Annotated in this window: 25 protein-coding genes and 1 tRNA gene; 17 read left to right on the top strand and 9 right to left on the bottom strand. The window is 38.9% G+C overall.

The genetic code is table 11. The features are described 5' to 3' along the window. Nucleotides 1–8 precede the first annotated feature (8 nt). The 4 genes from E6C50_RS03925 to bla all read left to right on the top strand — a co-directional run bounded on the left by E6C50_RS03925 (nt 9) and on the right by bla (nt 3,223). The gene (locus tag E6C50_RS03925; protein ID WP_136401883.1) at nt 9–401 is read left to right on the top strand and encodes an SRPBCC family protein; all 393 of its coding nucleotides are present in this window, start codon (nt 9–11) and stop codon (nt 399–401) included. Between the two features lie 115 nt (nt 402–516). Beyond that, nucleotides 517–1,128 carry a hypothetical protein gene (locus tag E6C50_RS03930; RefSeq protein ID WP_136401884.1) on the top strand — a complete coding sequence of 204 codons (612 nt, stop codon included), beginning with the start codon at nt 517–519 and terminating at the stop codon, nt 1,126–1,128. Between the two features lie 155 nt (nt 1,129–1,283). After that, nucleotides 1,284–2,183, top strand: coding sequence for a hypothetical protein (locus E6C50_RS03935; RefSeq protein WP_136401885.1), 900 nt, complete (start codon nt 1,284–1,286; stop codon nt 2,181–2,183). Between the two features lie 143 nt (nt 2,184–2,326). After that, entirely contained in the window at nt 2,327–3,223 is an 897-nt protein-coding gene (gene bla, locus E6C50_RS03940; RefSeq protein WP_136401886.1) for a class A beta-lactamase, subclass A2, read from the top strand. A gap of 1 nt (nt 3,224) precedes the next feature. Here bla and E6C50_RS03945 read toward each other — a convergent pair whose 3' ends face one another. From E6C50_RS03945 to E6C50_RS03950, 3 genes are read right to left on the bottom strand one after another with little or no spacing between them, the layout of a single operon-like run. Further along, complete coding sequence (locus E6C50_RS03945) at nt 3,225–3,602, bottom strand: YchJ family protein (protein WP_136401887.1); 378 nt, start codon at nt 3,600–3,602, stop codon at nt 3,225–3,227. Further along, complete coding sequence (locus tag E6C50_RS17585; RefSeq protein ID WP_168732734.1) at nt 3,592–3,738, bottom strand: hypothetical protein; 147 nt, start codon at nt 3,736–3,738, stop codon at nt 3,592–3,594. The genes E6C50_RS03945 and E6C50_RS17585 overlap by 11 nt, the downstream gene beginning before the upstream one ends. Continuing rightward, nucleotides 3,738–4,289 (bottom strand): hypothetical protein, encoded by a 552-nt coding sequence (locus E6C50_RS03950; protein ID WP_136401888.1) that lies wholly within the window; start codon nt 4,287–4,289, stop codon nt 3,738–3,740. The genes E6C50_RS17585 and E6C50_RS03950 overlap by 1 nt, the downstream gene beginning before the upstream one ends. A gap of 106 nt (nt 4,290–4,395) precedes the next feature. Here E6C50_RS03950 and E6C50_RS03955 point away from each other — a divergent pair, with 106 nt between their 5' ends. Then, complete coding sequence (locus E6C50_RS03955) at nt 4,396–4,776, top strand: DUF423 domain-containing protein (protein ID WP_136401889.1); 381 nt, start codon at nt 4,396–4,398, stop codon at nt 4,774–4,776. 56 nt (nt 4,777–4,832) lie between these two features. Here the strand turns inward: E6C50_RS03955 and E6C50_RS03960 are convergent, their stop codons facing one another. The 3 genes from E6C50_RS03960 to E6C50_RS03970 all read right to left on the bottom strand — a co-directional run bounded on the left by E6C50_RS03960 (nt 4,833) and on the right by E6C50_RS03970 (nt 8,166). Further along, the gene (locus E6C50_RS03960; RefSeq protein WP_136401890.1) at nt 4,833–6,107 is read right to left on the bottom strand and encodes a Glu/Leu/Phe/Val family dehydrogenase; all 1,275 of its coding nucleotides are present in this window, start codon (nt 6,105–6,107) and stop codon (nt 4,833–4,835) included. A gap of 539 nt (nt 6,108–6,646) precedes the next feature. Continuing rightward, the gene (locus E6C50_RS03965) at nt 6,647–7,069 is read right to left on the bottom strand and encodes a porin family protein (protein ID WP_230978954.1); all 423 of its coding nucleotides are present in this window, start codon (nt 7,067–7,069) and stop codon (nt 6,647–6,649) included. Between the two features lie 26 nt (nt 7,070–7,095). Then, nucleotides 7,096–8,166 (bottom strand): TonB-dependent receptor plug domain-containing protein, encoded by a 1,071-nt coding sequence (locus E6C50_RS03970; RefSeq protein WP_136401892.1) that lies wholly within the window; start codon nt 8,164–8,166, stop codon nt 7,096–7,098. 334 nt (nt 8,167–8,500) lie between these two features. Between E6C50_RS03970 and E6C50_RS03975 the strand changes: the two genes are divergently transcribed. From E6C50_RS03975 to E6C50_RS03995, 5 genes are all read left to right on the top strand, one after another. Beyond that, nucleotides 8,501–9,133: a Crp/Fnr family transcriptional regulator gene (locus E6C50_RS03975; RefSeq protein ID WP_136401893.1), complete on the top strand. Its 633-nt coding sequence runs from the start codon at nt 8,501–8,503 to the stop codon at nt 9,131–9,133. 1 nt (nt 9,134) lies between these two features. Next, nucleotides 9,135–9,935 (top strand): sulfite exporter TauE/SafE family protein, encoded by an 801-nt coding sequence (locus E6C50_RS03980; RefSeq protein ID WP_136401894.1) that lies wholly within the window; start codon nt 9,135–9,137, stop codon nt 9,933–9,935. Between the two features lie 62 nt (nt 9,936–9,997). After that, on the top strand, nt 9,998–11,413 hold the full coding sequence (locus E6C50_RS03985) for an MBL fold metallo-hydrolase (RefSeq protein ID WP_136401895.1): 1,416 nt from the start codon (nt 9,998–10,000) through the stop codon (nt 11,411–11,413). A 132-nt stretch (nt 11,414–11,545) separates the two neighbouring features. Next, on the top strand, nt 11,546–12,664 hold the full coding sequence (locus E6C50_RS03990) for a TlpA disulfide reductase family protein (protein WP_136401896.1): 1,119 nt from the start codon (nt 11,546–11,548) through the stop codon (nt 12,662–12,664). A gap of 160 nt (nt 12,665–12,824) precedes the next feature. Further along, nucleotides 12,825–12,906: transfer RNA gene (locus E6C50_RS03995), tRNA-Tyr, on the top strand. An 86-nt stretch (nt 12,907–12,992) separates the two neighbouring features. On the opposite strand, the gene E6C50_RS04000 is transcribed toward E6C50_RS03995, so the two are convergent. From E6C50_RS04000 to E6C50_RS04010, 3 genes are all read right to left on the bottom strand, one after another. Then, nucleotides 12,993–13,691 carry a DUF1826 domain-containing protein gene (locus tag E6C50_RS04000; protein ID WP_136401897.1) on the bottom strand — a complete coding sequence of 233 codons (699 nt, stop codon included), beginning with the start codon at nt 13,689–13,691 and terminating at the stop codon, nt 12,993–12,995. 140 nt (nt 13,692–13,831) lie between these two features. After that, nucleotides 13,832–14,314 carry a hypothetical protein gene (locus E6C50_RS04005; RefSeq protein WP_136401898.1) on the bottom strand — a complete coding sequence of 161 codons (483 nt, stop codon included), beginning with the start codon at nt 14,312–14,314 and terminating at the stop codon, nt 13,832–13,834. A 123-nt stretch (nt 14,315–14,437) separates the two neighbouring features. Continuing rightward, nucleotides 14,438–16,360 (bottom strand): LTA synthase family protein, encoded by a 1,923-nt coding sequence (locus tag E6C50_RS04010; protein ID WP_136401899.1) that lies wholly within the window; start codon nt 16,358–16,360, stop codon nt 14,438–14,440. A gap of 132 nt (nt 16,361–16,492) precedes the next feature. On the opposite strand from E6C50_RS04010, the gene E6C50_RS04015 reads away from it, so the two are divergent. The 7 genes from E6C50_RS04015 to E6C50_RS04045 all read left to right on the top strand — a co-directional run bounded on the left by E6C50_RS04015 (nt 16,493) and on the right by E6C50_RS04045 (nt 25,404). Further along, nucleotides 16,493–18,271, top strand: a complete 1,779-nt coding sequence (locus tag E6C50_RS04015) for an AMP-dependent synthetase/ligase (RefSeq protein WP_136401900.1) — start codon at nt 16,493–16,495, stop codon at nt 18,269–18,271. Nucleotides 18,272–18,386: 115 nt separating this feature from the next. Beyond that, nucleotides 18,387–18,839 carry a MarR family winged helix-turn-helix transcriptional regulator gene (locus E6C50_RS04020; protein WP_136401901.1) on the top strand — a complete coding sequence of 151 codons (453 nt, stop codon included), beginning with the start codon at nt 18,387–18,389 and terminating at the stop codon, nt 18,837–18,839. Nucleotides 18,840–18,909: 70 nt separating this feature from the next. Then, nucleotides 18,910–21,300 (top strand): 3-hydroxyacyl-CoA dehydrogenase/enoyl-CoA hydratase family protein, encoded by a 2,391-nt coding sequence (locus E6C50_RS04025; protein WP_136401902.1) that lies wholly within the window; start codon nt 18,910–18,912, stop codon nt 21,298–21,300. Between the two features lie 46 nt (nt 21,301–21,346). Further along, on the top strand, nt 21,347–22,528 hold the full coding sequence (locus E6C50_RS04030) for an acetyl-CoA C-acyltransferase (RefSeq protein WP_136401903.1): 1,182 nt from the start codon (nt 21,347–21,349) through the stop codon (nt 22,526–22,528). Nucleotides 22,529–22,564: 36 nt separating this feature from the next. Next, nucleotides 22,565–22,921, top strand: coding sequence for a four helix bundle protein (locus tag E6C50_RS04035; protein ID WP_136401904.1), 357 nt, complete (start codon nt 22,565–22,567; stop codon nt 22,919–22,921). Nucleotides 22,922–22,959: 38 nt separating this feature from the next. Next, the gene (locus E6C50_RS04040; protein WP_136401905.1) at nt 22,960–24,750 is read left to right on the top strand and encodes an acyl-CoA dehydrogenase family protein; all 1,791 of its coding nucleotides are present in this window, start codon (nt 22,960–22,962) and stop codon (nt 24,748–24,750) included. A 129-nt stretch (nt 24,751–24,879) separates the two neighbouring features. Beyond that, nucleotides 24,880–25,404 carry a superoxide dismutase family protein gene (locus E6C50_RS04045; protein ID WP_136401906.1) on the top strand — a complete coding sequence of 175 codons (525 nt, stop codon included), beginning with the start codon at nt 24,880–24,882 and terminating at the stop codon, nt 25,402–25,404. Nucleotides 25,405–25,417: the final 13 nt, after the last annotated feature.

Below are 25,417 nucleotides of genomic sequence, written 5' to 3' on the forward strand. Positions count from 1 at the left end.
TACAGAATATGAATTTAGAAAGCCCAAAAGTTAACGTAGAAAAATCCGCCCAATATTTATTTGATGCGCTTACCGATGTAAAAAACTTTGAGAAATTAATGCCGGAGAACATTGCTAAATTCGAAGTATTGGATGAAAACGCTTTTATTTTCGGATTAAAAGGTATGCCGGAGATCAAATTAAAAATGAAAGATAAAGTGGCTCCAAACAAAGTTGTTTTGGGTGCTGCCAGCGACAAATTACCTTTTACGTTAACCGCTAACATCAACACGTTAACGGCCAATACCTCGGAAGTTCAATTGTTATTTACAGGCGAATTTAACCCGATGATGGCGATGATGGTTAAAGGACCAATCGGTAAATTTATCGAAACCTTAGCCGGAAATATGAATAAGCTATAAGCAAAAACATACCCTATTATAAAGCCTTTTAGCTCAAAACTAAAAGGCTTTTTTATTTATTAAAACGATTGATTTATTGTAATTTTGGTTGTTAGTGGTAATTATCCCAAACAATATGAACAACAATTTAATGATGACGGAGCAAATAATTTTCACATTACAATTAATTCAAATAGACTTTTTTACAGCTTTTGGATTATTTACTTTTCTATACTTTCTTTTCTCAATTTTTATTAAGAACCCTATTATCAAAAAAGTTGATGAAGAAACAAATCGATTTATTTCGTTCATAGGCATTGTGTATTTAATATTATGGATTATCGGGATATTTGTTCAATTAAATGTCCTACCTCAAGAAGAAAAAACTGAACTTTTGAACAGAATGTTTGGAAAGTATTGGTTTGGGATTTGGATTCAACCATTACTTTGGGTATTAATTACACAATTGTTACGATTCAAGGCTATTAGAAAAAATATTTTTCTTCGAATATTCTTTAGTATTCTCTTGATGATATCAATAGAAAGAATGATTATAATTACTATAATGTTTCACCGGGATTATCTCCCAAGCTCATGGACAATGTATAATGAAGTTGATATTTATCCTTCTAATTTAGCACTTTCATTATTTCTAAAAGTAATTATGTTTTTAGTTTCCACAGGAATATTTTATTTAATAAACAATAAATTAAGAGGTTTAAAACTTTACAGAGAAAATAATAACTAGCGCTAACAGTGGCTTTACGAAATTTGTGCTCGAGTATATATCTGGCAGAGTTAGTACTCGTATTTTCTTCATCGAAATAAGTTTTTTTTTCTTTTATTCATTTCGATATATTTGTAAACATCAGTAACAAAAATCCTAAAATCCCGTAAAGCCACGTGACGTTAGACACAAATTTATTAAACCTAAAACTATTATCAGAAATTATAGTTCCGCTATTTTCTGCCTTTTTAGGAGGATTTATTTCTATATGGATTTATAGACAAGGAATTCGCGAGCAAAAAAGGGTTGAAGAGAAAAAACAAATTGAAGAAAATAAAGAAATGGAAGAATATTTTAGAATTAATATTTTATCTATTCTTACTTTTATAACTTTTCAAGTTGATGAGATTTCAAAAGTTTGTAAAAAAACAAAAGATTGGGAAGCAAAAAATTTAGCACTTTCAATAATGCCTGAACTCAAACTTACAGAAATTAGAGAAATTGACTTTAAATATTTGTTTCAAATTTTAGTACTTAACAAAAAAGGAGAAATTAAGAAGAAATCAGAAGACTTTATAAATATAAAAAATAGTCTTCATAATATTGAAGATTTCATTTCATCTCAAAATAAAATCAACCAAACTTTAAACGAGCCTTTAAATAGAAGTATCGGACTGTGGAATAGTTCATTAAAACGTTTACTTGAATTCAACAATAAGTTTGTAACTACTAAATTACAAAATGACAAATTAATGGCTTTGATTCAAGATAAGGTGGTTTTTAAACAAAGAGAAATATTACGTAATGGATTAGGTAATAATTTAGACATTGTATTTAACCAAGTTGTAAATCCAATCATAATTGAAATCCCAAATTTCGATAAATCAGACCCAAGAGTTACAGAATTACTCGATATATTAATATCAAATAAACAAGCTTATGAATCATTAGTATATTTTAGATACGAAAGAAGAAAATCATTAATATTTACTGGAAGACAATTATTATCAACTAAGCGACTTCTTCAAAGCAGCATGAAGTCCATAGAAAATAAAAACGTAAAAAACAGTATCTAGCAGCAGTTTGTCGTAATTATTAATTACTTGCTTAGTAAACTTGACACTTTTTTTACAAAAAAATTTATCATTAACAGAAACCAATCCGTTACTCCATTACTATCGCCAAGCTAACAGAACGTTATACGCAATACTACTCAAATATGAAATTATTTAAAACGTTACCAATTATTCTCACACTTATCTTTGGAGGTTCTGCTTTTGCTCAGGTAAGTCCACTGAGTGTACAATTCCAGGAAATCGTTAAAGACAAAAAAGCGACCGTTGGTATTGCCGTATATAATTTTACGACAAAAGATACAGTAACCTTTAACAACACACCGGATTATCCAACCCTAAGTGTGTATAAATTTCATGTCGCACTGGCTGTTTTGCATTTGGTTGATCAAGGAAAATTACGACTGGATCAGGATATTTTTGTCAAGAAATCTGAATTATTAGAAAACACGCATAGTCCGCTTCGCGAAAATTACCCGTATGGCAATATTAACATCAAACTAAGCGAACTTTTAAGCTATATGGTTGCTCTAAGTGATAATAACGCCTGCGACATCTTATTCCGTCTGGCCGGTGGTACCAAAAAAGTAGATCGCTATATTAAAAACCTAAAAATAAAAGACACGCGTATCACTGCTACGGAAGAAGAAATGCATCTGAAATGGGAAAATCAGTATCTGAATACGACATCACCACTGGCGGCCGTACAACTGCTACAGCAATTTTATCAGATGAAAATCTTGTCTCCTACGTCTTATGATTACCTGTTAAACGTGATGTTGGGTACCAAAACCGGACCGGATAAACTAAAAGGACTTTTACCAAAAGACATACTTGTGGCGCATAAAACCGGTAGCTCCTTTCGCAGTAAAGAAGGTTTAAAAGCAGCCGAAAACGATATCGGCATTGTTTTTCTACCCGGCGGACAAACCTACGCCATAGCCGTATTCGTAAAAAATTCGATGGAAGATGATACGACTAACAATACTATCATAGCAAAGGTATCCAAAGCCGTATTCGATCATTATTCAATTAAGAAATAGTTTAGTAAAATTTCCCGTCTACATAAAACCAATGCCCGTTTTGTTGTTTAAAGGTCGATTTTTCATGGTGCACCTGTGGCTGTAGTTGATCATCCAGAAAGTACGCTTTAAATTCTACAGTTTTTTCGGTAGCCTGAAGTACTTCCAGTTTCACCCATTGGTTGGATACCGCCCATTGTTCGATGTCTTTTTTCGAATGGTATTTGCGTTGTGAAATATGCGTCGTTTTGAGTAGGTACTCAATCGCATGAACCGCATAGGCCGAATACCTGGAACGCATTAGTGTTTCGGCAGTAGGCGCCGCTTTAATTCCTTTAATATACGGTTCGCAACAGTCGGAAAACGGTATCAGATTCCCGCAATAACAATTAGTCAGCATTGGTATCAGAATTAAATTTTTGCAGAATCAATTTCAATTTGGCTTTGCGATCGGATTCCGAACGCTGTTCCCGCAAACGCTTTTCGTTGATTTTCTTACTGTGCTTTTTTCTATTTTCTTCGTTTTGCCGACTCATTACAAAAAGGGTTGTTTGATTTGTTGCAGGGTTTTATTTGTTGTGATCAAAGCTTCCGTTATCGTTTTTCGTAAAGCCTCAAAATCGTCATACTTAAGATAATCGGCCCAGTTATCGGTTTCAAAAAGTTTTTTGATCAATTGTATACGTTTGGTGGTTTCGGCAGCATTACGCAAAACGGCATTACCGTTGTATTCCGGGTTCGATTTATGTTGGAAATGAATGGCATCGGTTTCGGGATCCCATTCGATATAAAACAAATTTTCCGTTTCATTATTCGGATAAAAATCCGTCCATTTTGCATAGCCGGTTTTGGCTATGGCATTATTCGTTTTTCCATCCGTTAAAGGCAGCAAACGCCAACGACAATTGGCCGCTCTTCCCCAATGATTGGCGTTTCGATATACACCTTCCTCTGTAAAATAATAACTACTTCCCGATTTACTGGTATAATGAAACTTTTTTTCTTGTACCGCATCGGGAGCCACCTCCCTAAAAATACAGAAGGTATGCTTAAAAAAATTGGTTTTATCGTAAACTTTCCCATTCATCCGGCAAAGATACTAAATGCAGATTTAAGAATTTAATTGGTGGTTTGGCTTCTCCCGCTTATATTTGTAATACTAAAACTACTTTCCCACCAAACAACGAACAATTATGAAAGAGACCCTACTCACTATTGGTGCCTGCTATGGCGGTTTAGCCGTTATTTTCGGAGCTTTTGGAGCACATATCCTACAAAAGAAACTAAGTACCAAATCGCTCAACAGTTTTGAAACCGGAGTAAAATACCAGATGTACCATGCACTGGCATTGGTTTTTATCAGTAATCTATTCACTTTTTCAAAAACAATTGAAACTCTGACGGCCTGTTTTTTTATAATCGGTACGTTTTTATTCTCATTTAGCATTTACGGTTTATGCCTGAGCAGCATTGGTGGTAAAAAATTAAAATTTCTCGGTCCCATAACGCCAATTGGTGGTTTGCTATTATTTTTCGGATGGTTTTGTATGGCACTAAGTCATCTGATCAAATAAAAAGGGGCTGACTCAAAAGTGAGTCAGCCCCTTTTCGTATCGTATGTTCTACCCAATTATGGGAAAATACCTCTTTGTTTGTATGCCATTTCAATTCGGGCTAATGCCTGAACATAAGCAGCCGTTCTCCAGTCTGTTTTATACTGACTTCCGGTTAAAACTACCTTGCTGAATGCATCTTCCAGTTTTTTTCTTAATTTGATGATTACGTCATCCATAGTCCAGATTTCTCCGTTACGGTTTTGTAACCACTCGAAATAACTTCCGATTACACCTCCTGAGTTACATAAGATGTCTGGAATAATTTCGATTCCTTTTGCTAATAAGATTGTTTCACCATCGGTATCGATAGGACCATTAGCTCCTTCAGCAATAACCTGAGCCTTGATAGAATCAGCATTTTCAGCAGTAATCTGGTTACCTAAAGCAGCCGGGATCACGATATCACAGTCAATTCCGAAGAATTCATCTGCTTTATAATCCTGAGTACCTTTGTATCCTGAAATGGTATTGTTATCGGCCTGGAAACGCAATAAAGCTTCCGGATCAATTCCTTCCGGGTTGTAAATTGTTCCGGTTGCATCCTGAACACCAACAAGGATAGCCCCGTTTTTGTTCATAAAGTGAGCAGCCCAGTATCCTACGTTACCAAACCCCTGAACGATATATTTTTTACCTTCTAAAGAAGTTCCTCTTAATTTAGCCCAGGACTCCAATGTTACGACTACACCAAAACCAGTAGCACGGTCTCTACCTTCCAAACCTCCTGATCCTACAGGCTTACCTGTAACAACGTGTTGGTTTTTAGAACGTTCAGCCGGTGCTTTTGTCGACATATAAGTATCGGCAATCCAAGCCATCATTTGTGCATTGGTATTCACATCCGGTGCCGGGATATCGTGTTCCGGACCAATATTATCTCCTAATGCATAGGCAAAACGACGCGTGATACGCTCTAATTCGCCTTGTGAATATTTTTTCGGATCCAATTGGATACCCCCTTTACCACCTCCATACGGAAGGCCGGCCAAAGATGTTTTCCAAGTCATCCAGGTAGCCAATGCTCTTGCAGCATCGATGTCAACCGTTGCGTGGTAACGCAAACCTCCTTTGTAAGGACCTAAAACATTATTGTGTTGTACTCTGTACCCTGTGAACATTTCGACTGTTCCGTTATCCATTTTCACCGGAAAATGAACAACAATTTCGTTATTCGTAACAGAAAGGATTTTTTTAACAGTCTCATCCAGTCCCATCACAGAAGCAGCTTTTTCAAACTGATTCTTAACATTTTCATACATGCTAGCCTTCGGCTTTTGTGCTGTTGCCATACTATTTAATAATTTACAACTTACTTTTGTTTGTTTGTTAGATTGCTCTGTAAAAAAGCATACAAATATATAGTATTAAAATTGAAGCAAAAACGAATTACCTAATAAATTAACATAATTTAAACGGCATTTAGACCTGTTTTCCAACTCCCAAAATTGTAGCTTTTATAATTCGACACAAAGGGAAGTCCTCTTACAATAAAAAGTGAATCGAGACGGCTAAAAACAGTGTCTGTTTCTGTCTACATAATGTCTTGTTTATTCCTTTTTCAAGTAAACCTGTTGTACGTCCCTTTTATTCACGCCATTCCTTCTAAAATCATCCGGTATTTTTAGTGCAAATAGCTTTACTTTTCAGGCAAAAAATTATTCGTTTTTAGAATATGTTTTTCATTTGTAACGATTAAGAATTCATATCGGTACGTGTATATTAATGATAAACGAATCCGGTTTATTGATAATTGACGCTTATACTTTCATTTTTTTTATTTATCAGGTTTTATTTAAAACGAAAGGCCGGCCTCAGCAACCGGTCTTTTTTAGTTATTAAAAATCCGAAGTGTCACAAAAAAATTCCGGCCTTCTTCCGGATATCCTTCAACTAACCTATAATTTTTATCAAAAACATTATTAATCCCGGCTTCAATATCCGTATACCGCCATAACCGGGCCGATACAGTCGAATTTACAAGCGTAAAATCCGCGGCTTTGGTTCCGTAGCTCGAACTGTTTCGCGATGTATTAAATTCAGTACTGGCTAGTAACCGTATCGGTTTTATCGGCTTATACTGCGTATACAGAAATACTTTTGTATTGGGAATATCCGTGAACAAAACAGCCGGATTGGTGTTATTATGCCTTTCTATATAGGAGTAATTACCTCCCACAGACAACTTTTCCCGGAAATCATATTTAAAAGTTATTTCCATTCCCATAAATTCGGCTGCCCCGATATTTTGCATTTGCGATTTACCCGGCGTTACGTTATTTACACTAAGAATGACGTCGGTGCCGCTCCAAACGTAACATTTCCTCCATAGGTATAATCATCATAAAGACTTTGAAAAGCATAAGGCTTGGTTTGTGTCGTATAGGAAGCATCATCATAACTGTTGAGTGTATTTTTAAATGTATCATAATAAATTCTGCTCCGGATATAATCCGTATCATTTAACTTCGTATCCGATAAAAAATAATATGTTTCCTTATCCCAGACAGGCCATTGCCAGAAACGGGGTTTGGCCAAAAGCGGATTCAGTTGATCATCTCCAACATAAACCGGTGTTCCTTTTTCACCTTTCTGATAGCAATAACCCAACACATATTCATGTCGTTCGTTGGGTATCCATCCGGCTTTAAAACTGATCCTCTGATCCGTACGAAACGAATTATCCCGTTCACCAGCATCCTCATTCGGACGAGCGTGGAAACCGGAAGCCATACGATAACTATTGCGATGTAAATAGGAATATCCCGTCTGAAAATAGTATTTTCCTAAATTCGAACCAATATTCAGATCCCCACGGGAGCCATTAGTATTGATCATACCTAAAGCACCGCTATATTCTATTTTTCCCGAAGGTTTTTTTGAAATCAGATTAATAGCACCACCCAGAGAATTCGGTCCGTAAAGCAGGGATGAAAATCCCCTGGAAACATCAATAGCCGAAAGATCGAAAGTCGTAAATCGGGCGAGATGCACATAACCGTCATATGGAACATAAACCGGAATTCCATCCATATATACCGGAACGGCACGAAGGTCAAATCCCCGAATCGAAACCATCGATTCATTTCTTGGTCCGGATGCCGTAAGGTTTACACCTGTCAACAAATTTAAAGCGCGTCCTACTTCTGTCTTGTTATAGGTTTCCATTGCGGCCTGACTGATCCGATCTTTGATTACACTTTTCCTAAAAGTGGTTATTTTTACTTCGCCCAATTGAAAAAAAGCAGGCGTTATCGAATCGGCGGTCATTTTTTGGTTCGAAACCGGATTCTGGGCTTTACATATAAACGGAATCATCATAATCAATACAAAAAGTGTCGTTTTACGCATATGTTATTGTTATTTATTACTAGTACACACATTTACCAATGACAATATCATTTATACTGCGTATGATTTGGGAAATACAGGAGTAACAAAAACGGTATAGCAATGGAGATCGAAAGCGTTATAAGGATAGCGCATCCGTTATTCTTTACTGTATTTATTTTTGGGAAACAGGACTTGGAAGGAAAAAATGCCTGATGGTAGGTTTTCTACGCAATTCATTGCGTTTGATAAAGATAAAAATAAATCCGGATATAAACCCATGGTACCCGATTCTTTTGAAACAAATGTTACATCAAGTTTCGCTTCAAAAAGATACCTTTACAAAAAATACCATATGAAAGCACTCTTATTCGAATCGTACGACTTCATTTTTGAAGAAGCCCTGCTAGAAGAAATCAACTCGATTTCCAGTTATAAAAAATTCAAAGCCGACGACTATCTTATAGAAATAGGAGAAAATATAGAATGGATGCCACTCCTCTTACAAGGCGCCATCAAAATCATGCGGGAAGATCCCAATGGGGATGAACTGTTACTTTATTTTTTAGAACGGGGCGATACCTGCGCGATGACATTGAGTTGTTGCATGGGAAAAAACAAAAGTAAAATCCGCGCTATTGCCGAAACCGATGGTGAAATGGTCCTGATTCCCATTGCTAAAATGGAAGAATGGATTGTAAAATACCCTACCTGGCGGAATTTTGTATTCGAAAGCTATAACGCCCGTTTGATGGAAATGCTGGAAGCCATCGACACACTTGCCTTTATGAATCTGGACGAACGCCTGTATAAATTTATCACCGACAAAGCAAAAGTATTGGGTACCACCGAAATCAGCACAACGCATCAGGAAATCGCTTCCGAAATGCATACCTCACGGGTCGTAATCTCTCGCTTACTAAAACGCTTACAGGACGAGCAAAAAATCAAATTACATCGTAACAAAATCGAAATTCTTGTTTTTTAAAATGGAATCGTTTTTCGGATATATCGGTGCGCTTTGCATTGGATTAATTTTAGGACTAACTGGTGGTGGCGGTTCCATTCTAACGGTTCCGGTACTGGTCTATCTTTTGGGAATTCCGCCGGTTACGGCTACAGCCTATTCCCTGTTTATTGTTGGCACAACTTCCGGTTTCGGAGCCATTCGCAACTATTTTAAAGGAATGGTTGCTGTTAAAACCGCTTTTTTATTTGCGATACCGTCGTTTATTGCGGTCTTCCTTACGCGTCGTTTTTTAGTTCCGGCGCTACCGGATACGCTTATAAAAACAGATTTTATCACATTGTCAAAAGATACCTTTTTGATGGGATTTTTTGCGATTATTATGTTTCTCGCGGCATTGGCCATGCTTCGAAAAAAAGCAAACGCCGATGAAACTGAAACGGATACCTCTAAAAACAATTTCTTCCTCCTGATTCCGCAGACTTTTTTGATTGGAGTGGTCATTGGATTAATTGGTGCCGGTGGCGGTTTTTTAATCATCCCGTCCCTGGTTTTCTTTGCTAAACTTCCGATGAAAAAAGCAGTTGGCACTTCTTTATTGATCATCGCAATAAACTCGTTAATCGGTTTTACGGGAGATCTGGAAAATCTAAATGCCGACTGGACGTTTCTTTTAACTTTTTCTTTGGTATCGGTTTTCGGTATCTTTGCAGGGATTTACCTGAACCGGTTTATCAACGAAACACAATTAAAAAAAGGTTTTGGCTGGTTTGTCCTTCTAATGGCGGTTTATATTCTGCTTAAGGAAAGTTTTCATTTGTGACAAAAGTCACTTTTCAAAAAAAAGCAACCGCTTATCTTTACACAAAATAAAAAAATACAATTATGAAAATAGAACAGATTTATACCGGATGTATTGCTCACGCCGCCTATTATTTGGAGAGCAATGGTGAAGCAGCCATTTTTGATCCGCTTCGCGAAGTACAGCCTTATATTGATAAAGCCACCAAAGATAACGCAACGATCAAGTATATTTTTGAAACCCATTTCCATGCCGATTTTGTTTCCGGACATTTGGATCTGGCTCAAAAAACCGGTGCTACAATTGTATACGGTCCAACCGCACAACCTGGTTTTGAAGCGACAATCGCTACAGACGGTCAGGAATTTAAAATCGGGAACTATACGGTAAAAGCCATTCATACGCCCGGACATACGTTGGAAAGTACCTGTTATTTATTATTGAATGAAAACGGAGAAATGCACGGTATCATAACCGGAGACACCTTATTTATTGGTGATGTGGGACGTCCGGATCTGGCACAGAAGCTGGTATCCGATTTAACACAGGAAAAACTGGCTTCGATGTTATACGACTCATTACGCGATAAAATCATGCCATTACCGGATCATTTGATTGTATATCCGAATCACGGAGCCGGAAGTGCTTGCGGTAAAAATATGAGTAAAGAAACGACCGATACGCTTGGGAATCAGAAAAAAGTGAACTATGCCTTACGTGCAGATATGACCAAAGACGAATTCATTTCGGAACTTTTGGATGGTTTGGGAGCACCTCCGGCCTATTTTCCACAGAATGTATTGATGAACATTCAGGGTTATGACAGCCTCGAGACGGTAATGGCCAAAGCCGATACCGCACTTAGCCCGGAAGCATTCAAAGCCATGGCAGGTCAGTTGGAAGCTTTACTATTGGATGTACGTCATGAAAGCGAATTTGTAAAAGAACATATTCCGGGATCCATTTTTATTGGCCTACAGGGAAATTTTGCTCCATGGGTAGGCGCCTTGATTATGGATGTGCAACAACCGATCTTATTAATTGTAACAGAAGGAAAAGAAAAAGAAGCCATCACCCGACTGTCACGTGTAGGATTTGACAATTGTCATGGTTACCTAAAAGGCGGAGTTGAAGCCTGGAAAGCAGCCGGATTTGAAACCGACAGTATTGTTTCGATCACACCGGAGCAATTTGCAACCGCCAAAGACACTACCAAACTGCCGATCGTTGACGCCCGAAAACCGGGAGAATTCAGTGCCGAACACGTAGAGGGAGCAATCAATATTCCATTGGATTTTGTAAACAATCAATTATCGGAAGTACCTACAGAAAGTGATTTTTACCTGCATTGTGCCGGTGGTTACCGTTCGGTGATTATGGCTTCGATTTTAAAAGCCAGAGGCTATCACAATATCATTAATATTGAAAAAGGAATATCCGGAATTCGGAATACTCCTGTAGCACTAACCAAATTTGTTTGTCCTTCCACACAAAACTAAATACAAAAGCCCCAAAATCCGAGCAATATGATTTTGGGGCTTTGCATATCCAACTGTTAAAAATAATCTATTTAACGACTACTTTTAATCAGTTTTTAAATACATTTGTAGCATAACAAATTAAAAATAACAATGAAAAAACTTTTTTTAGTACTGTCTGTTGCTGCCGTATTTGCTTCTTGTAAAAAAGACAATGGTTATACCATTTCCGGAGAAGCAAAAGGAGTGGATAATGACAAAATGGTTATTATTGCGACGCAAAGCGAATTAGGTCCCATCTCAAAGGACACCGTAAAAATTAAAGACGGAAAATTCGAATTTAAAGGAATCGCCGATAAACCAGAATTTTGTTTCCTAAGAATCCAGGACATCGGTGACATGGTACCTTTTATATTGGAAAACGGAACAATCAAAGTCGATTTTGTAAAAGATTCTATCCGTAATTCACGCGTTACCGGAACCGTTACTAATGATCAGTTCCAAAAATATAACGACGAATCAAAACCGATTTTCAAAAAAATGCAGGCCTTCCAAATTGCCAACAATCAAAAGATGGCAATGGCTCAGCAATCTCAGGATACGGTTACTGTTAACAGTCTTAGAAAACAATATATGGTATTCCAGGATGCTTTAAACAAAAAATCGGAAGACTTCATTCAACAACACCCGGAATCGTTCTTATCGGTTATGTTATTGGAAAACTTCACGATTTATCAGTCATTACCGGTTGACAAAATCGAAAAGTATTATAAATTACTTACACCCGAAGCTAAAGACAACAAGCACGGAAAAACCATTAAAGACTTTTTAGACAAACAAACTGCGGTACAGGTTGGTAAAGCAGCACCTGATTTCTCGGCTCCAAACCCGGAAGGAAAAACCGTATCGTTAAAAGAGTCCTTAGGAAAAGTAACAATCATCGATTTCTGGGCTTCCTGGTGTGGTCCGTGTCGTGCGGAAAACCCAAATGTAGTGGCTTTATATAACGAATTACACGCGCAAGGTTTAAACATCATCGGTGTTTCGCTAGACAAAGATGCCGACAAATGGAAAGAAGCGATTGCAAAAGATAAATTAACCTGGACACAGGTTTCCAATTTAAAATTCTGGCAGGATCCGATTGCAGAAAAATATAATGTAAAATCGATTCCGCAAACCTTTATTCTGGATGCTTCCGGAAAAATTGTAGCAAAAGACCTTAGAGGTGCCGAATTAAAAGCAAAAATAATGGAGCTTTTAGCAGCAAAATAAAGCCCTGACACAAAAATCCCCGTATGGGGATTTTTTTATTTACCTCAACAACAACGGCTTAAAAAAAAGTCAGAAATTATATTAGAAATAAGTTTGCATACTAAAAAAACAGTCCTATATTTGCACTCGAATTAATCAAGGAAACACTTGGTTAGCCAATGGGGAGATACTCAAGCGGCCAACGAGGGCAGACTGTAAATCTGCTGACTAAGTCTTCGCAGGTTCGAATCCTGCTCTCCCCACAAACCCGGATGCCCATCCGGGTTTTTTGTTTTATATCAGTTATTGACATAGCAGAATTTAAAAAGAAACGCAATCCCGAATTCCCTTAGCAAATCAACAACAACCGATATTCCCCTTCTTTTTCTATTGGCGCTCTATGGATACAAGGTAGTACTTCCTGTTTTGGATGATCAACAGCCAACCTCCAAAGATGTCCGATTCCTAAATTAACAGGTTCTGCATTTGCATGCAACTGATAATGCAAATCAAAATAATTTTCCGTTAAAAAGCCTTCAAACCCTTCCGGCGGTCCATCATACAGTTCGTTTAGCTTTTTTCGGATTTCCGGAATCAGGATTTTCTGTGTGGTTTGCATATTCGGAACAATATCACTTGCCGCTCCGTGATAGGTACACAGAAAAGTATCAGTTGCAATGGGTGAACGATCCACATGAAACGAATAGACATCCGTCGCTATAAAATCAAATTCATCATCACGCTCATAACACTTGAGTAAATTCAGCGAAGGTGAAGCGCCAAAATCCGTTAATAACTGTAAATCATTCAGGATTATTTCCCTGGCTATATTTCCCTTTTCTGATAACTGGAGCGCAAGTAAATCTTCGGGATACACTTCCGTAATATTTTCTTTTAAAGATAAACGGGTTACAATTTCGTTAAAATCACCATCCAAATTTCTATACCAGCATAGCGCGTTCATCTCCCCTTTGAAATCGGTATATACAAGCTCTGAAAAAGTAGCTACTAATCCAATTTGCCCGCTATCAGAAAATACATTACTCATAGTATAACAGTAAGAAGCTAATTACTTCTTGTATTACAAAACTATGCAATAGTAATTAGCTACGGAATTCTTAACATAAAAAAAACTCCAGCTTTCACTGGAGTTCCTTTTTTACTCATCTAAAGACACTTTAATCGCAGCTATACAACATTCCAATTATTATCATAGATTGACTGCAATACATCTACAAAACTCAAATCTGACTTTGTATAAGGACCGTCTTCTACATTTGTAGAGATCCAAAGAATATCCTCATTATCGTTTTCTGAATTATACGAGAAATAGGTAATCGCTCCATCGGCATTACAGATATCCAAAACAAGATGAAAACCATTTTCTTCCGGAATTGGATAATCAAAAATATTTAATCCCTCTTCCCAATCATCCAGACCGTAAAAAGTAGCATACACTCCATCACCTAAATCAAGAATCAAAACACTCATCTCGCTCAGGAAGTACACATAACTGTCGATATCCAAAAAAGGAGCTGTATCTTTTAAGCGTAGCGCTTCCTGAATAAAAGGTGACGGAATCCGGTTTATATTGGAACCTTCGGCTGCATACTTTTCCAGTAGCTTTGCAATTAACACCTCTACCCGTTCGACTTTTTTAATTGTATCCATCGTGTATTTTTTTTGACAATATACAAATTCCACCACAATAGTAGTACTTTTCCGATAACAAGTGTTTTTCATAAAAAAAACTCCGGTTTTCACCGGAGCTCCTTTTTTATCCCTTTTAAGCCTTTATTCAGCGTATAATTTCTTATCGATGATTCGCTCATAGTAATCCTGTACGAAGGCCTTACAAGCCACTTCCAGCTCATCCATTTCCTTATTGCGGTTGGCGATCAGATTTTTCTCCAGTCCTTTATCGGCAATCGCATAAAACCCGGCTGCTTTCTTACCATCGAACAAACAAATATAATTACCGCGTTGGAACTGATACTGCGTTCCATTATAATTGATCACAAACGGTTTAATCGTTTTTTCACCAACTAAACTTCTTCCCCAGCTACGGAATGGTTTATCATATCCGATCATATCCAATAAAGTCGGATAAATATCGATTTGCTGTGCCAACTCCTTATTCTCCCCTTTCAGACTACCATCCGGTTTGTAAATCAGAATCGGTACAGCCGAACGGTTGATCACCTTAGCATATTCATCATAGGCCACCTGATTACAATGATCGGCTGTGATTACAAAAATCGTATTCTGGAACCACGGTTCTTTTTTGGCCGCTTCAAAGAATTTTTTAAAAGCATAATCGGTATAACCAACCACCTGATGCATTGGCACCGTACCCATCGGGAATTTTCCTTTGTATTTTTCAGGAACCACAAATGGTTCGTGCGACGATACGGTAAAAATAGTCCCCATAAACGGTTGTTTTTTCGTATTGAAGGTTTGCTTCATAAATTGGAAAAATGGCTCATCCCATATTCCCCAGGAACCGTCGAAATCGGCATCGTTATTATATTCCGTTTTACCATAATAATGATCAAAACCTAATATATTTCCAAAACCAAGGAATCCCATCGAACCGTTTGGCGCGCCGTGGAAAAACGAGGTATCGTATCCCTCCTCTTTTAAAGTCGAAACCAGCGACTGGATTTTCTGTTTCGGATACGGCGATGAGGTAAAAGCATCCTGGAAAGAAGGAATCCCAGCCAAAACCGAAGACATTCCATGAATCGATTTACTTCCGTTTGCAAAGGCATTCGAAAAAATAAGACTGTGTTGCGCCAGTGAATCAATAAACGGCGTATAACTTACATAACCCGGTATCTTCGTATCCTTATTAAACGCACCGATATATTCCCTTCCATAACTTTCGGTTATAAAGATGACGATATTTGGTTTTGTTTTCGGATTATTGTGATACTGTTTAATCGGTTCCAATTCGCGTTGCACCACTTCCGGCGACACTAAATCCACCTTTTTAAAACTGGTCGTACCCATCGTTCGAATAATCGCAAAAGGCGTATTCAGAACGATATCGGCATGTTCCGGCTTTGTTACAAAACGATTGGCATCTACAATATTAATCGGTCGCGTACTCTTTTTAAAGTCACCACGGATTCCACCCACAGCCATAACCGCAATGAACACCAATCCTAAAATCGACGAAACGAAGTATTTTAGTTTATTTTCATGTTGCACCTCTTTTACTTTTACCTTTTTATACAGATAAACCCAAAGGATCGCACACAAAAAGAACAATGCATATACATGCCAGTAGCTCACAATAAAGCGCGAAAACATATTCCCTTTATTTGATTCGTTTTTCACGATATCCATAATAGCAATAGTGGTACGGGCATAGGTAAAACGATAATAGATAAAATCGGCAAAATTGGTCGCATATCCAATCAGATTACACACAAAGTACAGATAGAACAAAAACTTCTGGTATCCTTTTTTAGTTGTAATCCACAACGGAAGAATCGAACAAACGATAAATAATGCATTGAGATACAAAATCGCCGCCGTATCGAAAACCATTCCGTGATACGCCAAAGCCAGAAAATCGGAAACCGAATCCACCTTCAGCATTTTGTAATTATAAACAAAGAATAGCACGCGGGCGACAAAATAGAACAGATACGCTAAAAACAGTCGGTAGAATAAAGCCTTATATTCCTGGATACGATAATTGGAATTCATATAAAAGTTACAAAATCAAAATTATAAAGGAATCAAAATTACAAAATTACCGATACTGCTTCCACAATTATGAATTTTAAATTTTTTGATTTGAGTTTTTTTTATAATTTGCAGTAACTAAATGCGCAAAACATGACTGACGTTACACGTTTATTTGATTTTCCATACTATCAACTGGAAAAATACAACCTGCCGGATGCCTTGGTAACCAAATATAATGGAGAATGGATTAAGACTTCTACCCAAGAATATCTGGATAAGGCCAATACACTTTCCAGAGCGCTATTGCGAATGGGAATCCAGAAAAACGATAAAATTGCAATTATCTCGTCCAATAACAGAACAGAATGGAACATTACCGACATCGGGGTTTTACAAACCGGTGCCCAAACGGTTCCGGTATATCCAACCATTTCCGAAGAAGATTACCAATACATATTAGGTCATTCCGAAGCGCAATACTGTTTTATTTCCGATAGCGAGGTTTTCAACAAGATAAATGCAATCCGTCACAATGTACCTTCCTTAAAAGAAATTTACTCCTATAATGTAATAGACGGTTGTAAAAACTGGACCGAAGTTTTGGAATTAGGAAAAGACGAAAGCAACCAACAGGAAGTCGAAAACCGGAAAAACAGTATTGTTACCACCGATCTGGCGACCTTAATTTATACTTCCGGAACAACAGGAAGACCAAAAGGTGTTATGTTGAGTCACCAAAATATCGTTTCGAACGTATTGGCCAGCTCGGTACGCGTGCCATTGAGAGCCGGAAGCACACGCGGATTAAGTTTTTTACCCGTTTGTCATATTTTCGAAAGAATGATTTTATACCTATACCAATATTATGGTATCTCGATTTATTTTGCCGAAAGCATCGACAAAATGAGCGACAACCTAAAAGAGGTAAAACCACATGTAATGACAGCCGTTCCGCGTTTGTTGGAAAAAGTATACGATAAAATTTACGCCAAAGGAGCCGATTTAAGTGGTATCAAGAAAAAACTGTTTTTCTGGGCGATCGATTTAGGACTACATTACAAACCGTATGGTGAAAATGGTTGGTGGTATGAAAAGAAACTATCCATTGCCCGCAAACTAATCTTTAGCAAATGGCAGGAAGGTTTAGGCGGACAACTGGAACTGATGGTTTCCGGTAGCGCTGCTTTACAACCGCGACTAACCCGGGTTTTTGCCGCTGCCGGAATTCCGATTATGGAAGGCTATGGATTAACCGAAACATCTCCGGTAATTGCTGTAAACGATCAACGTAACCGCGGATTTAAAATTGGCACCGTTGGAAAACCACTGGACAACCTGGAAGTAAAGATTGCCGAAGACGGTGAAATCTTATGCAAAGGGCCTAGCATTATGATGGGCTATTATAAGGACGATGAAAAAACCGCCGAAGCCTTACAAGATGGCTATTTCCATACTGGCGACATCGGAGAGATCGACAGTGAAGGTTTCCTTAAAATAACCGATCGGAAAAAAGAAATGTTCAAAACATCCGGCGGAAAATATATCGCACCGCAGAGTATCGAAAATACCATGAAGCAATCTCGTTTTATCGAACAGATCATGGTGATTGGTGATGGTGAAAAAATGCCAGCTGCTTTTATTCAGCCAAGTTTTGACTTCCTAAAAGAATGGGCAAGCCGAAAACACCTCAATATAGGAACCACCAACGAAGAGATTGTAGCCAACGAACAGGTTATTGAACGAATCAAAGAAGAAGTAGATCACATCAATAAAAAATTCGGACACTGGGAACAGATCAAAAAATTTGAACTCACCGCAAATGTCTGGTCGATTGATGGTGGCGAGCTTACGCCGACATTAAAACTCAAAAGAAAGATCATCAAAGAGAAATACCAGAATCTTTACGATAAAATCTATCAGAACTCTTAAAAAAATAAACATACTCCTCCTACTCGAGGAGTTTTTTTTTATTTAACTTAAAATTAATTCTATAGTATTATGCATGCATAGCATTTTTTTGTATATTTGAAATCACTGAAGAAAAATGAAAGATAAAACAATAGATTATGTTTTACGCGCAACCTGGCAGGCTGTTGCACGAATGTACAACGAAGAGGCGACCAAATACGGCGCCACTATGGCCACAGGATTTGCATTATTGAGTATCGATCGTGAAAACGGAACGCCATCGACTGCATTAGGTCCCAAAATGGGAATGGAAGCAACGAGTTTAACGCGTACCTTGAAATCGATGGAAGATAAAGGATTGATAATCCGTAAAAAAAATCCGGTCGATGGTCGCGGTGTACTGATCTACCTGACCAAACTCGGAAAAGAAAAACGCGAACTTTCCAAAGCGACCGTTTTAAAATTCAATGAGACCGTAAAGCAAAACATCAGCGAAGAGAAGCTCAACCACTTCATGGAAGTTGCCGAGATCATCAACGAATTGATTTTGGATAAAACCATTTTCAATTCGGAAGAGGATTCTAAATAAGTATAGTACTAATTGATTCCGGGTGATAAATCGCCTGAAATCATCCAAACAAAGAAAACAGTAATTACAAATGAAACGACTAATTAAAAAAGTTGCGGTTATTGGTTCGGGAATTATGGGATCGGGTATTGCCTGCCATTTTGCCAATATCGGTGTGGAAGTATTACTTCTGGATATTGTTCCGAGAGAATTAACCGATGCTGAACAAAAAAAAGGATTGACATTAGAAAGCAAAGTGGTCCGAAACCGCGTGGTAAACGATCACCTGGCGAATGCCCTAAAATCGAAACCGTCTCCTATTTATGATCAAAAGTTTGCCAGCCGGATTACTACCGGCAATACGGAAGACGATTTAGCCAAAATTAAAGATGTCGACTGGATCATAGAAGTTGTAGTAGAACGTTTGGACATCAAACAAAAAGTATTCGAACAAATCGAACAATACCGTAAACCGGGAACGCTTATCACTTCCAATACATCTGGAATTCCAATCAAATTTATGAGCGAAGGACGTAGTGAAGATTTCCAAAAACACTTTTGCGGAACCCACTTCTTTAACCCAGCCCGTTACTTAAAATTATTCGAAATCATCCCGGGACCACAAACCTCCTCGGAAGTACTGGATTTCTTAAACAATTACGGCGAAAAATTCTTAGGTAAAACCTCAGTAGTTGCCAAAGACACCCCTGCTTTTATCGGTAACCGTATCGGAATCTTCGGAATCATGAGCCTTTTCCATTTGGTAAAAGACATGGGACTTACAATCGAAGAAGTAGACAAACTAACCGGACCAGTGATTGGTCGTCCAAAATCGGCGACTTTCCGTACGGTAGACGTAGTTGGTTTGGACACCTTAGTACACGTAGCCAATGGTTTATACGAAAACTGCCCGCAGGACGAAGCACACGACCTGTTCAAACTTCCGGATTTTATCAATACCATGATGACCAACAACTGGTTGGGAAGCAAAACCGGACAAGGTTTTTATAAAAAAGTAGACAAAGACATTCTATCTTTAGATTTAGATACATTAGAATACCGCGCGGCCAAAAAAGCCTCATTTGCGACATTGGAATTAACCAAAACGATCGATAAACCGATCGACCGCTTTAAAGTCCTCGTAAAAGGAAAAGACAAAGCCGGTGAATTCTACCGTAAAAACTTTACGGCAATGTTTGCCTATGTTTCCAACAGAATCCCTGAAATTTCAGACGATCTTTATAAAATTGACGATGCGATGAAAGCCGGATTCGGATGGGAAAACGGTCCGTTTGAAATCTGGGACGCTATCGGTGTAGCCAAAGGTATCGAACTGATGCAGGCCGAAGGATTGGCTCCGGCAGTCTGGGTAACCGAAATGCTGGCTTCCGGAAACGATAGTTTCTATACTGTTAAAGACGGTATCACGCATTACTACAATATCGCATCTAAATCTCAGGTAAAAGTACCGGGACAAGATGCCTTTATCATCCTGAACAACATCCGCGAAAGCAAAAAAATATGGAGTAACAGCGAATCTGTGATTCAAGACCTGGGCGATGGAATTATCAACATCGAATTCCAGTCTAAAATGAACTCTATTGGTGGTGGTGTGATTCAGGGAATCAACAAAGCCATCGACCTGGCCGAAAAAGAATATAACGGGCTGGTAATTGGTAACCAGGCGGCCAACTTCTCCGTAGGTGCTAATCTGGCAATGATTTTTATGATGGCCGTAGAACAGGAATACGACGAATTGAATATGGCGATCAAAGCCTTCCAGGATACCATGATGCGTGTACGCTATTCCGGAATTCCGGTTATTGCAGCACCACACGGAATGACTTTAGGTGGCGGATGCGAAATGAGTATGCATGCCGACAAAGTGGTCGCTGCAGCCGAAACCTATATCGGACTGGTAGAGTTTGGTGTTGGTGTTATCCCTGGCGGAGGTGGATCGAAAGAAATGGCCTTACGTGCTGCCGATACTTTCCATAAAAACGATGTTGAATTAAACGTTTTACAGGAATATTTCCTAACGATCGGTATGGCCAAAGTAGCGACATCAGCTTATGAAGCCTATGATCTTGGAATCCTTCAAAAAGGAAAAGATGTCGTGGTGGTTAACAAAGACCGTCAGATTGCCGAAGCTAAAAAACATGCGCTGTTAATGGCCGAAGCCGGTTATACACAACCGGTAAAACGCAAAGACATCAAAGTACTTGGAAAACAGGCACTGGGAATGTTCCTAGTGGGAACCGACAGTATGGAAGCCGGAAAATATATCTCCGAACACGATAAGAAAATTGCCAACAAACTGGCTTATGTAATGGCCGGAGGTGATTTATCCGAACCAACACTGGTAAACGAACAATATCTATTGGATTTAGAGCGGGAAGCATTCCTTTCGCTTTGTACCGAAAGAAAAACACTGGAGCGTATTCAGTTTATGTTAACCAAAGGAAAACCGCTTCGTAATTAATCCATGGATTTGAAGTAAAATCTAATCCATCATTCAAAACAAGACTATGAAAACAGCCTATATAGTAAAAGCATACCGGACAGCCGTTGGTAAAGCACCAAAAGGAGTGTTCCGTTTTAAAAGACCCGACGAACTGGCCGCCGAAACCATCGAATATATGATGAACGAGTTGCCAAATTTCGACAAAACCCGTATCGACGACGTAATGGTAGGAAATGCCATGCCGGAAGCCGAACAGGGATTAAATGTAGGGCGACTGATTTCCCTTATGGGATTAAAAATTGAAGATGTACCAGGCGTAACCGTAAACCGTTACTGTGCGTCAGGAATCGAAACCATTGGTATGGCTACAGCCAAAATTCAGGCTGGTATGGCCGACTGTATTATTGCCGGTGGTGCCGAAAGTATGAGTTATATCCCGATGGGTGGCTATAAACCCACTCCGGATTATAAAGCAGCAGCTGCCGGCCATGAAGATTATTACTGGGGAATGGGATTAACAGCCGAAGCGGTAGCCAAACAATTCAATGTTTCCCGTGAGGATCAGGATGAGTTTTCGTACCAATCGCATCAAAAAGCTTTAAAAGCGCAGGCAGAAGGAAAATTTGACAAACAAATCGTTCCGATTACCGTGGAGCACGTTTATATTGATGAAAAAGGCAAAAAAGCAAGCAAATCCTATGTTGTCAATAAAGACGAAGGACCAAGAGCCGATACGTCAAAAGAAGCCTTAGGAAAACTACGACCGGTTTTTGCCGCCGACGGAAGTGTAACAGCAGGTAACTCGTCACAAATGAGTGATGGTGCTGCCTTCGTACTGGTTATGTCGGAAGAAATGGTAAAAGAATTAAATCTGGAACCAATCGCACGACTGGTAAACTACGCTGCTGCCGGAGTAGAACCCCGAATCATGGGAATCGGACCGGTAAAAGCCATTCCAAAAGCCTTAAAACAAGCCGGATTAAAACAATCCGATATTGAATTGATCGAGTTAAACGAAGCTTTTGCAGCACAAAGTTTGGCAGTGATCCGCGAATTGGATCTGAATCCGGAGATCATCAACGTCAACGGTGGTGCTATTGCCTTAGGTCACCCGCTGGGATGTACCGGAGCGAAGTTATCCGTTCAGTTATTCGACGAAATGAAACGCCGCGGCAATAAATATGGTATGGTCACAATGTGTGTCGGTACCGGACAAGGAGCAGCGGGGATTTATGAATTATTGTAACAAATTTTGAATGATGAATTTTAAATTTTAAATGCCATGAAGACCGATAATTTAATCGCAGATAAAACTTTTGAATTTGCCATTTCTATTATCCGTCTTTATACACAATTACAAAATGAAAAAGAATTCATCATTTCAAAACAACTCATGCGATGTGGAACCAGTATTGGTGCCAATGTAGAAGAAGCTATTGCAGCGCAGTCGAAACGAGATTTTATTCATAAAATGTCCATTGCTTCCAAAGAAGCCCGCGAAACCAAATACTGGTTGCGGTTATTGGATAAATCGGTAGTCACTAAAATTTCAGTCGACAACTACCTTACCGAGATCGGACATATTATAAATATCATCACCAAAATTGTAAAAACGTCGCAAGAACATATTTCTAAATAATTTAAAATTTAAAATTCAACATTTAAAATAACCACACAATGAGCGATATCACCAGAGGAGGTCAATTCCTTGTAAAAGAAACAAAATGTGAAGACATCTTCACGCCTGAGGATTTCTCAGAAGAGCAGTTAATGATGCGTGACTCGGTTAAGGAGTTTGTCGATAAAGAATTATGGCCAAACAAGGACCGTTTTGAAAAGAAAGACTATGCTTTTACCGAAGAATGCATGCGTAAAGCCGGAGAACTGGGACTTTTAGGAGTTGCCGTTCCGGAAGCCTATGGCGGATTGGAAATGGGATTCGTATCGACTATGCTGGTATGTGATTATATTTCGGGTGCCACCGGATCGTTCTCTACCGCATTTGGAGCACATACCGGAATCGGAACCATGCCTATCACCCTATACGGAACAGAAGAACAAAAGAAAAAATACGTACCAAAACTAGCGTCGGGTGAATGGTTTGGAGCCTACTGTTTAACAGAACCAGGAGCCGGATCGGATGCTAATTCCGGAAAAACCAAAGCCGTTTTATCGGAAGATGGAAAAAGCTATAAAATCACCGGACAAAAAATGTGGATTTCCAATGCCGGTTTTTGTAGTGTTTTTATTGTATTCGCCCGAATTGAAGACGATAAAAACATCACCGGATTTATCGTAGAAAACGTACCGAATAACGGAATCACCCTTGGAGAAGAAGAACACAAATTGGGAATTCGCTCCTCTTCTACCCGTCAGGTATTCTTTAACGATACCGTAGTCCCGGTAGAAAATATGTTGGCCGGACGTGGTGAAGGCTTTAAAATCGCAATGAATGCCCTAAACGTTGGTCGTATCAAATTGGCTGCCGCATGTTTGGATGCACAACGCAGAACGATTTCCGGAGCGGTAAAATATGCCAACGAACGCATTCAGTTTAATACACCAATTGCCAACTTTGGAGCGATACGTTCCAAATTAGCCGAAATGGCCGCTTCGTGTTATGCCGGAGAAAGTGCTTCGTATCGCGCTGCTAAAAGCATTGAAGATCGAATCAACGCCCGTATCGCCGAAGGTGCTTCCCATCAGGAAGCCGAGTTAAAAGGCGTGGAAGAATTCGCAATCGAATGTTCCATTCTGAAAGTAGCCGTATCGGAAGATATGCAAAACTGTTCCGACGAAGGAATCCAAATCTTTGGAGGTATGGGATTCTCGGAAGACACTCCAATGGAAAGCGCCTGGCGTGATGCCCGTATTGCCCGTATTTATGAAGGAACCAACGAGATTAACCGTATGCTATCCGTAGGAATGCTAATCAAAAAAGCAATGAAAGGTCATGTGGATTTATTAGGACCTGCTATGAAAGTAGCCGAAGAACTCATGGGCATTCCTTCTTTCGACACGCCGGATTATTCCGAATTATTCGCTGAAGAAAAAGAACTAATCGGAAAATTAAAAAAAGCGTTCCTGATGGTAGCCGGAAGTGCCGTACAAAAATACGGACCGGATCTGGACAAACACCAACAGTTATTAATGGCCGCTGCCGATATGCTGATTGAAATTTATGTAGCGGAAAGTGCCATCTTACGTACTGAAAAAACGGCCAAAGCCAAAGGTGCTGAAAATGTAAAAGAACAAATTGCGATGGCGCAGTTATATCTGTACCATGCAGTGGATATCGTTACCCTTAAAGGAAAAGAAGGAATCGCTTCTTTTGCCGAAGGAGACGAGCAGCGTATGATGCTGATGGGACTACGTCGCTTTACAAAATATACAAATGTGCCAAATGTAGTGGCACTACGAGAAATTATTGCTGATAAATTGATAAAAGACAATCATTACTCTTATTAATAAGCAATAACTATTTTTGGTTTAGTTTGTTTAAAAAAGACCGCTTAACAGTAATGTCAGGCGGTTTTTTTATGCGGTTTACACCCCTATCGGATTAAAAAATCCTTAAATTTGATAAAAACATAAATTATGAAAAAAATACTACTGGTTGCTATGGGACTAAGCGCACTCCTAACTGGGTGTAAAACCAAAACCGAATCGAAAATAAACGAGTTGAAAATTGCTTTAGAACCCAAAAGCAATACCAAAACCGAAGGAATGGTAACCTTTTCCGAAAAAGACGGCAAAGTAACTTTTACAGCTGCTATTTCCGGATTAACACCGGGCGTACATGCCATCCATATCCATGAAAAAGCGGATTGTTCTTCTGCCGATGCCACTTCTGCCGGTGGCCACTGGAATCCAACGTTTAAAAAACACGGTAAATGGGGCCAGGGCGAATACCATAAAGGTGATATCGGTAATTTTACAGCCGATGCGAAAGGAAATGGAAAAATCTCACTTACCACAGACGAATGGTGTATTGGATGTGGCGATGCGACGAAAGACGTTCTTGGAAAAGCAATCATCGTTCATCAGGGAGCGGATGATTTTGTAACACAACCAACCGGTAATGCCGGCGGACGTGTGGCCTGTACGGCAATTATCCGTTAAAAAATAATCCGGA

Source organism: Flavobacterium supellecticarium (genome assembly GCF_004801375.1).
Classification (GTDB): Bacteria; Bacteroidota; Bacteroidia; order Flavobacteriales; family Flavobacteriaceae; genus Flavobacterium; species Flavobacterium supellecticarium.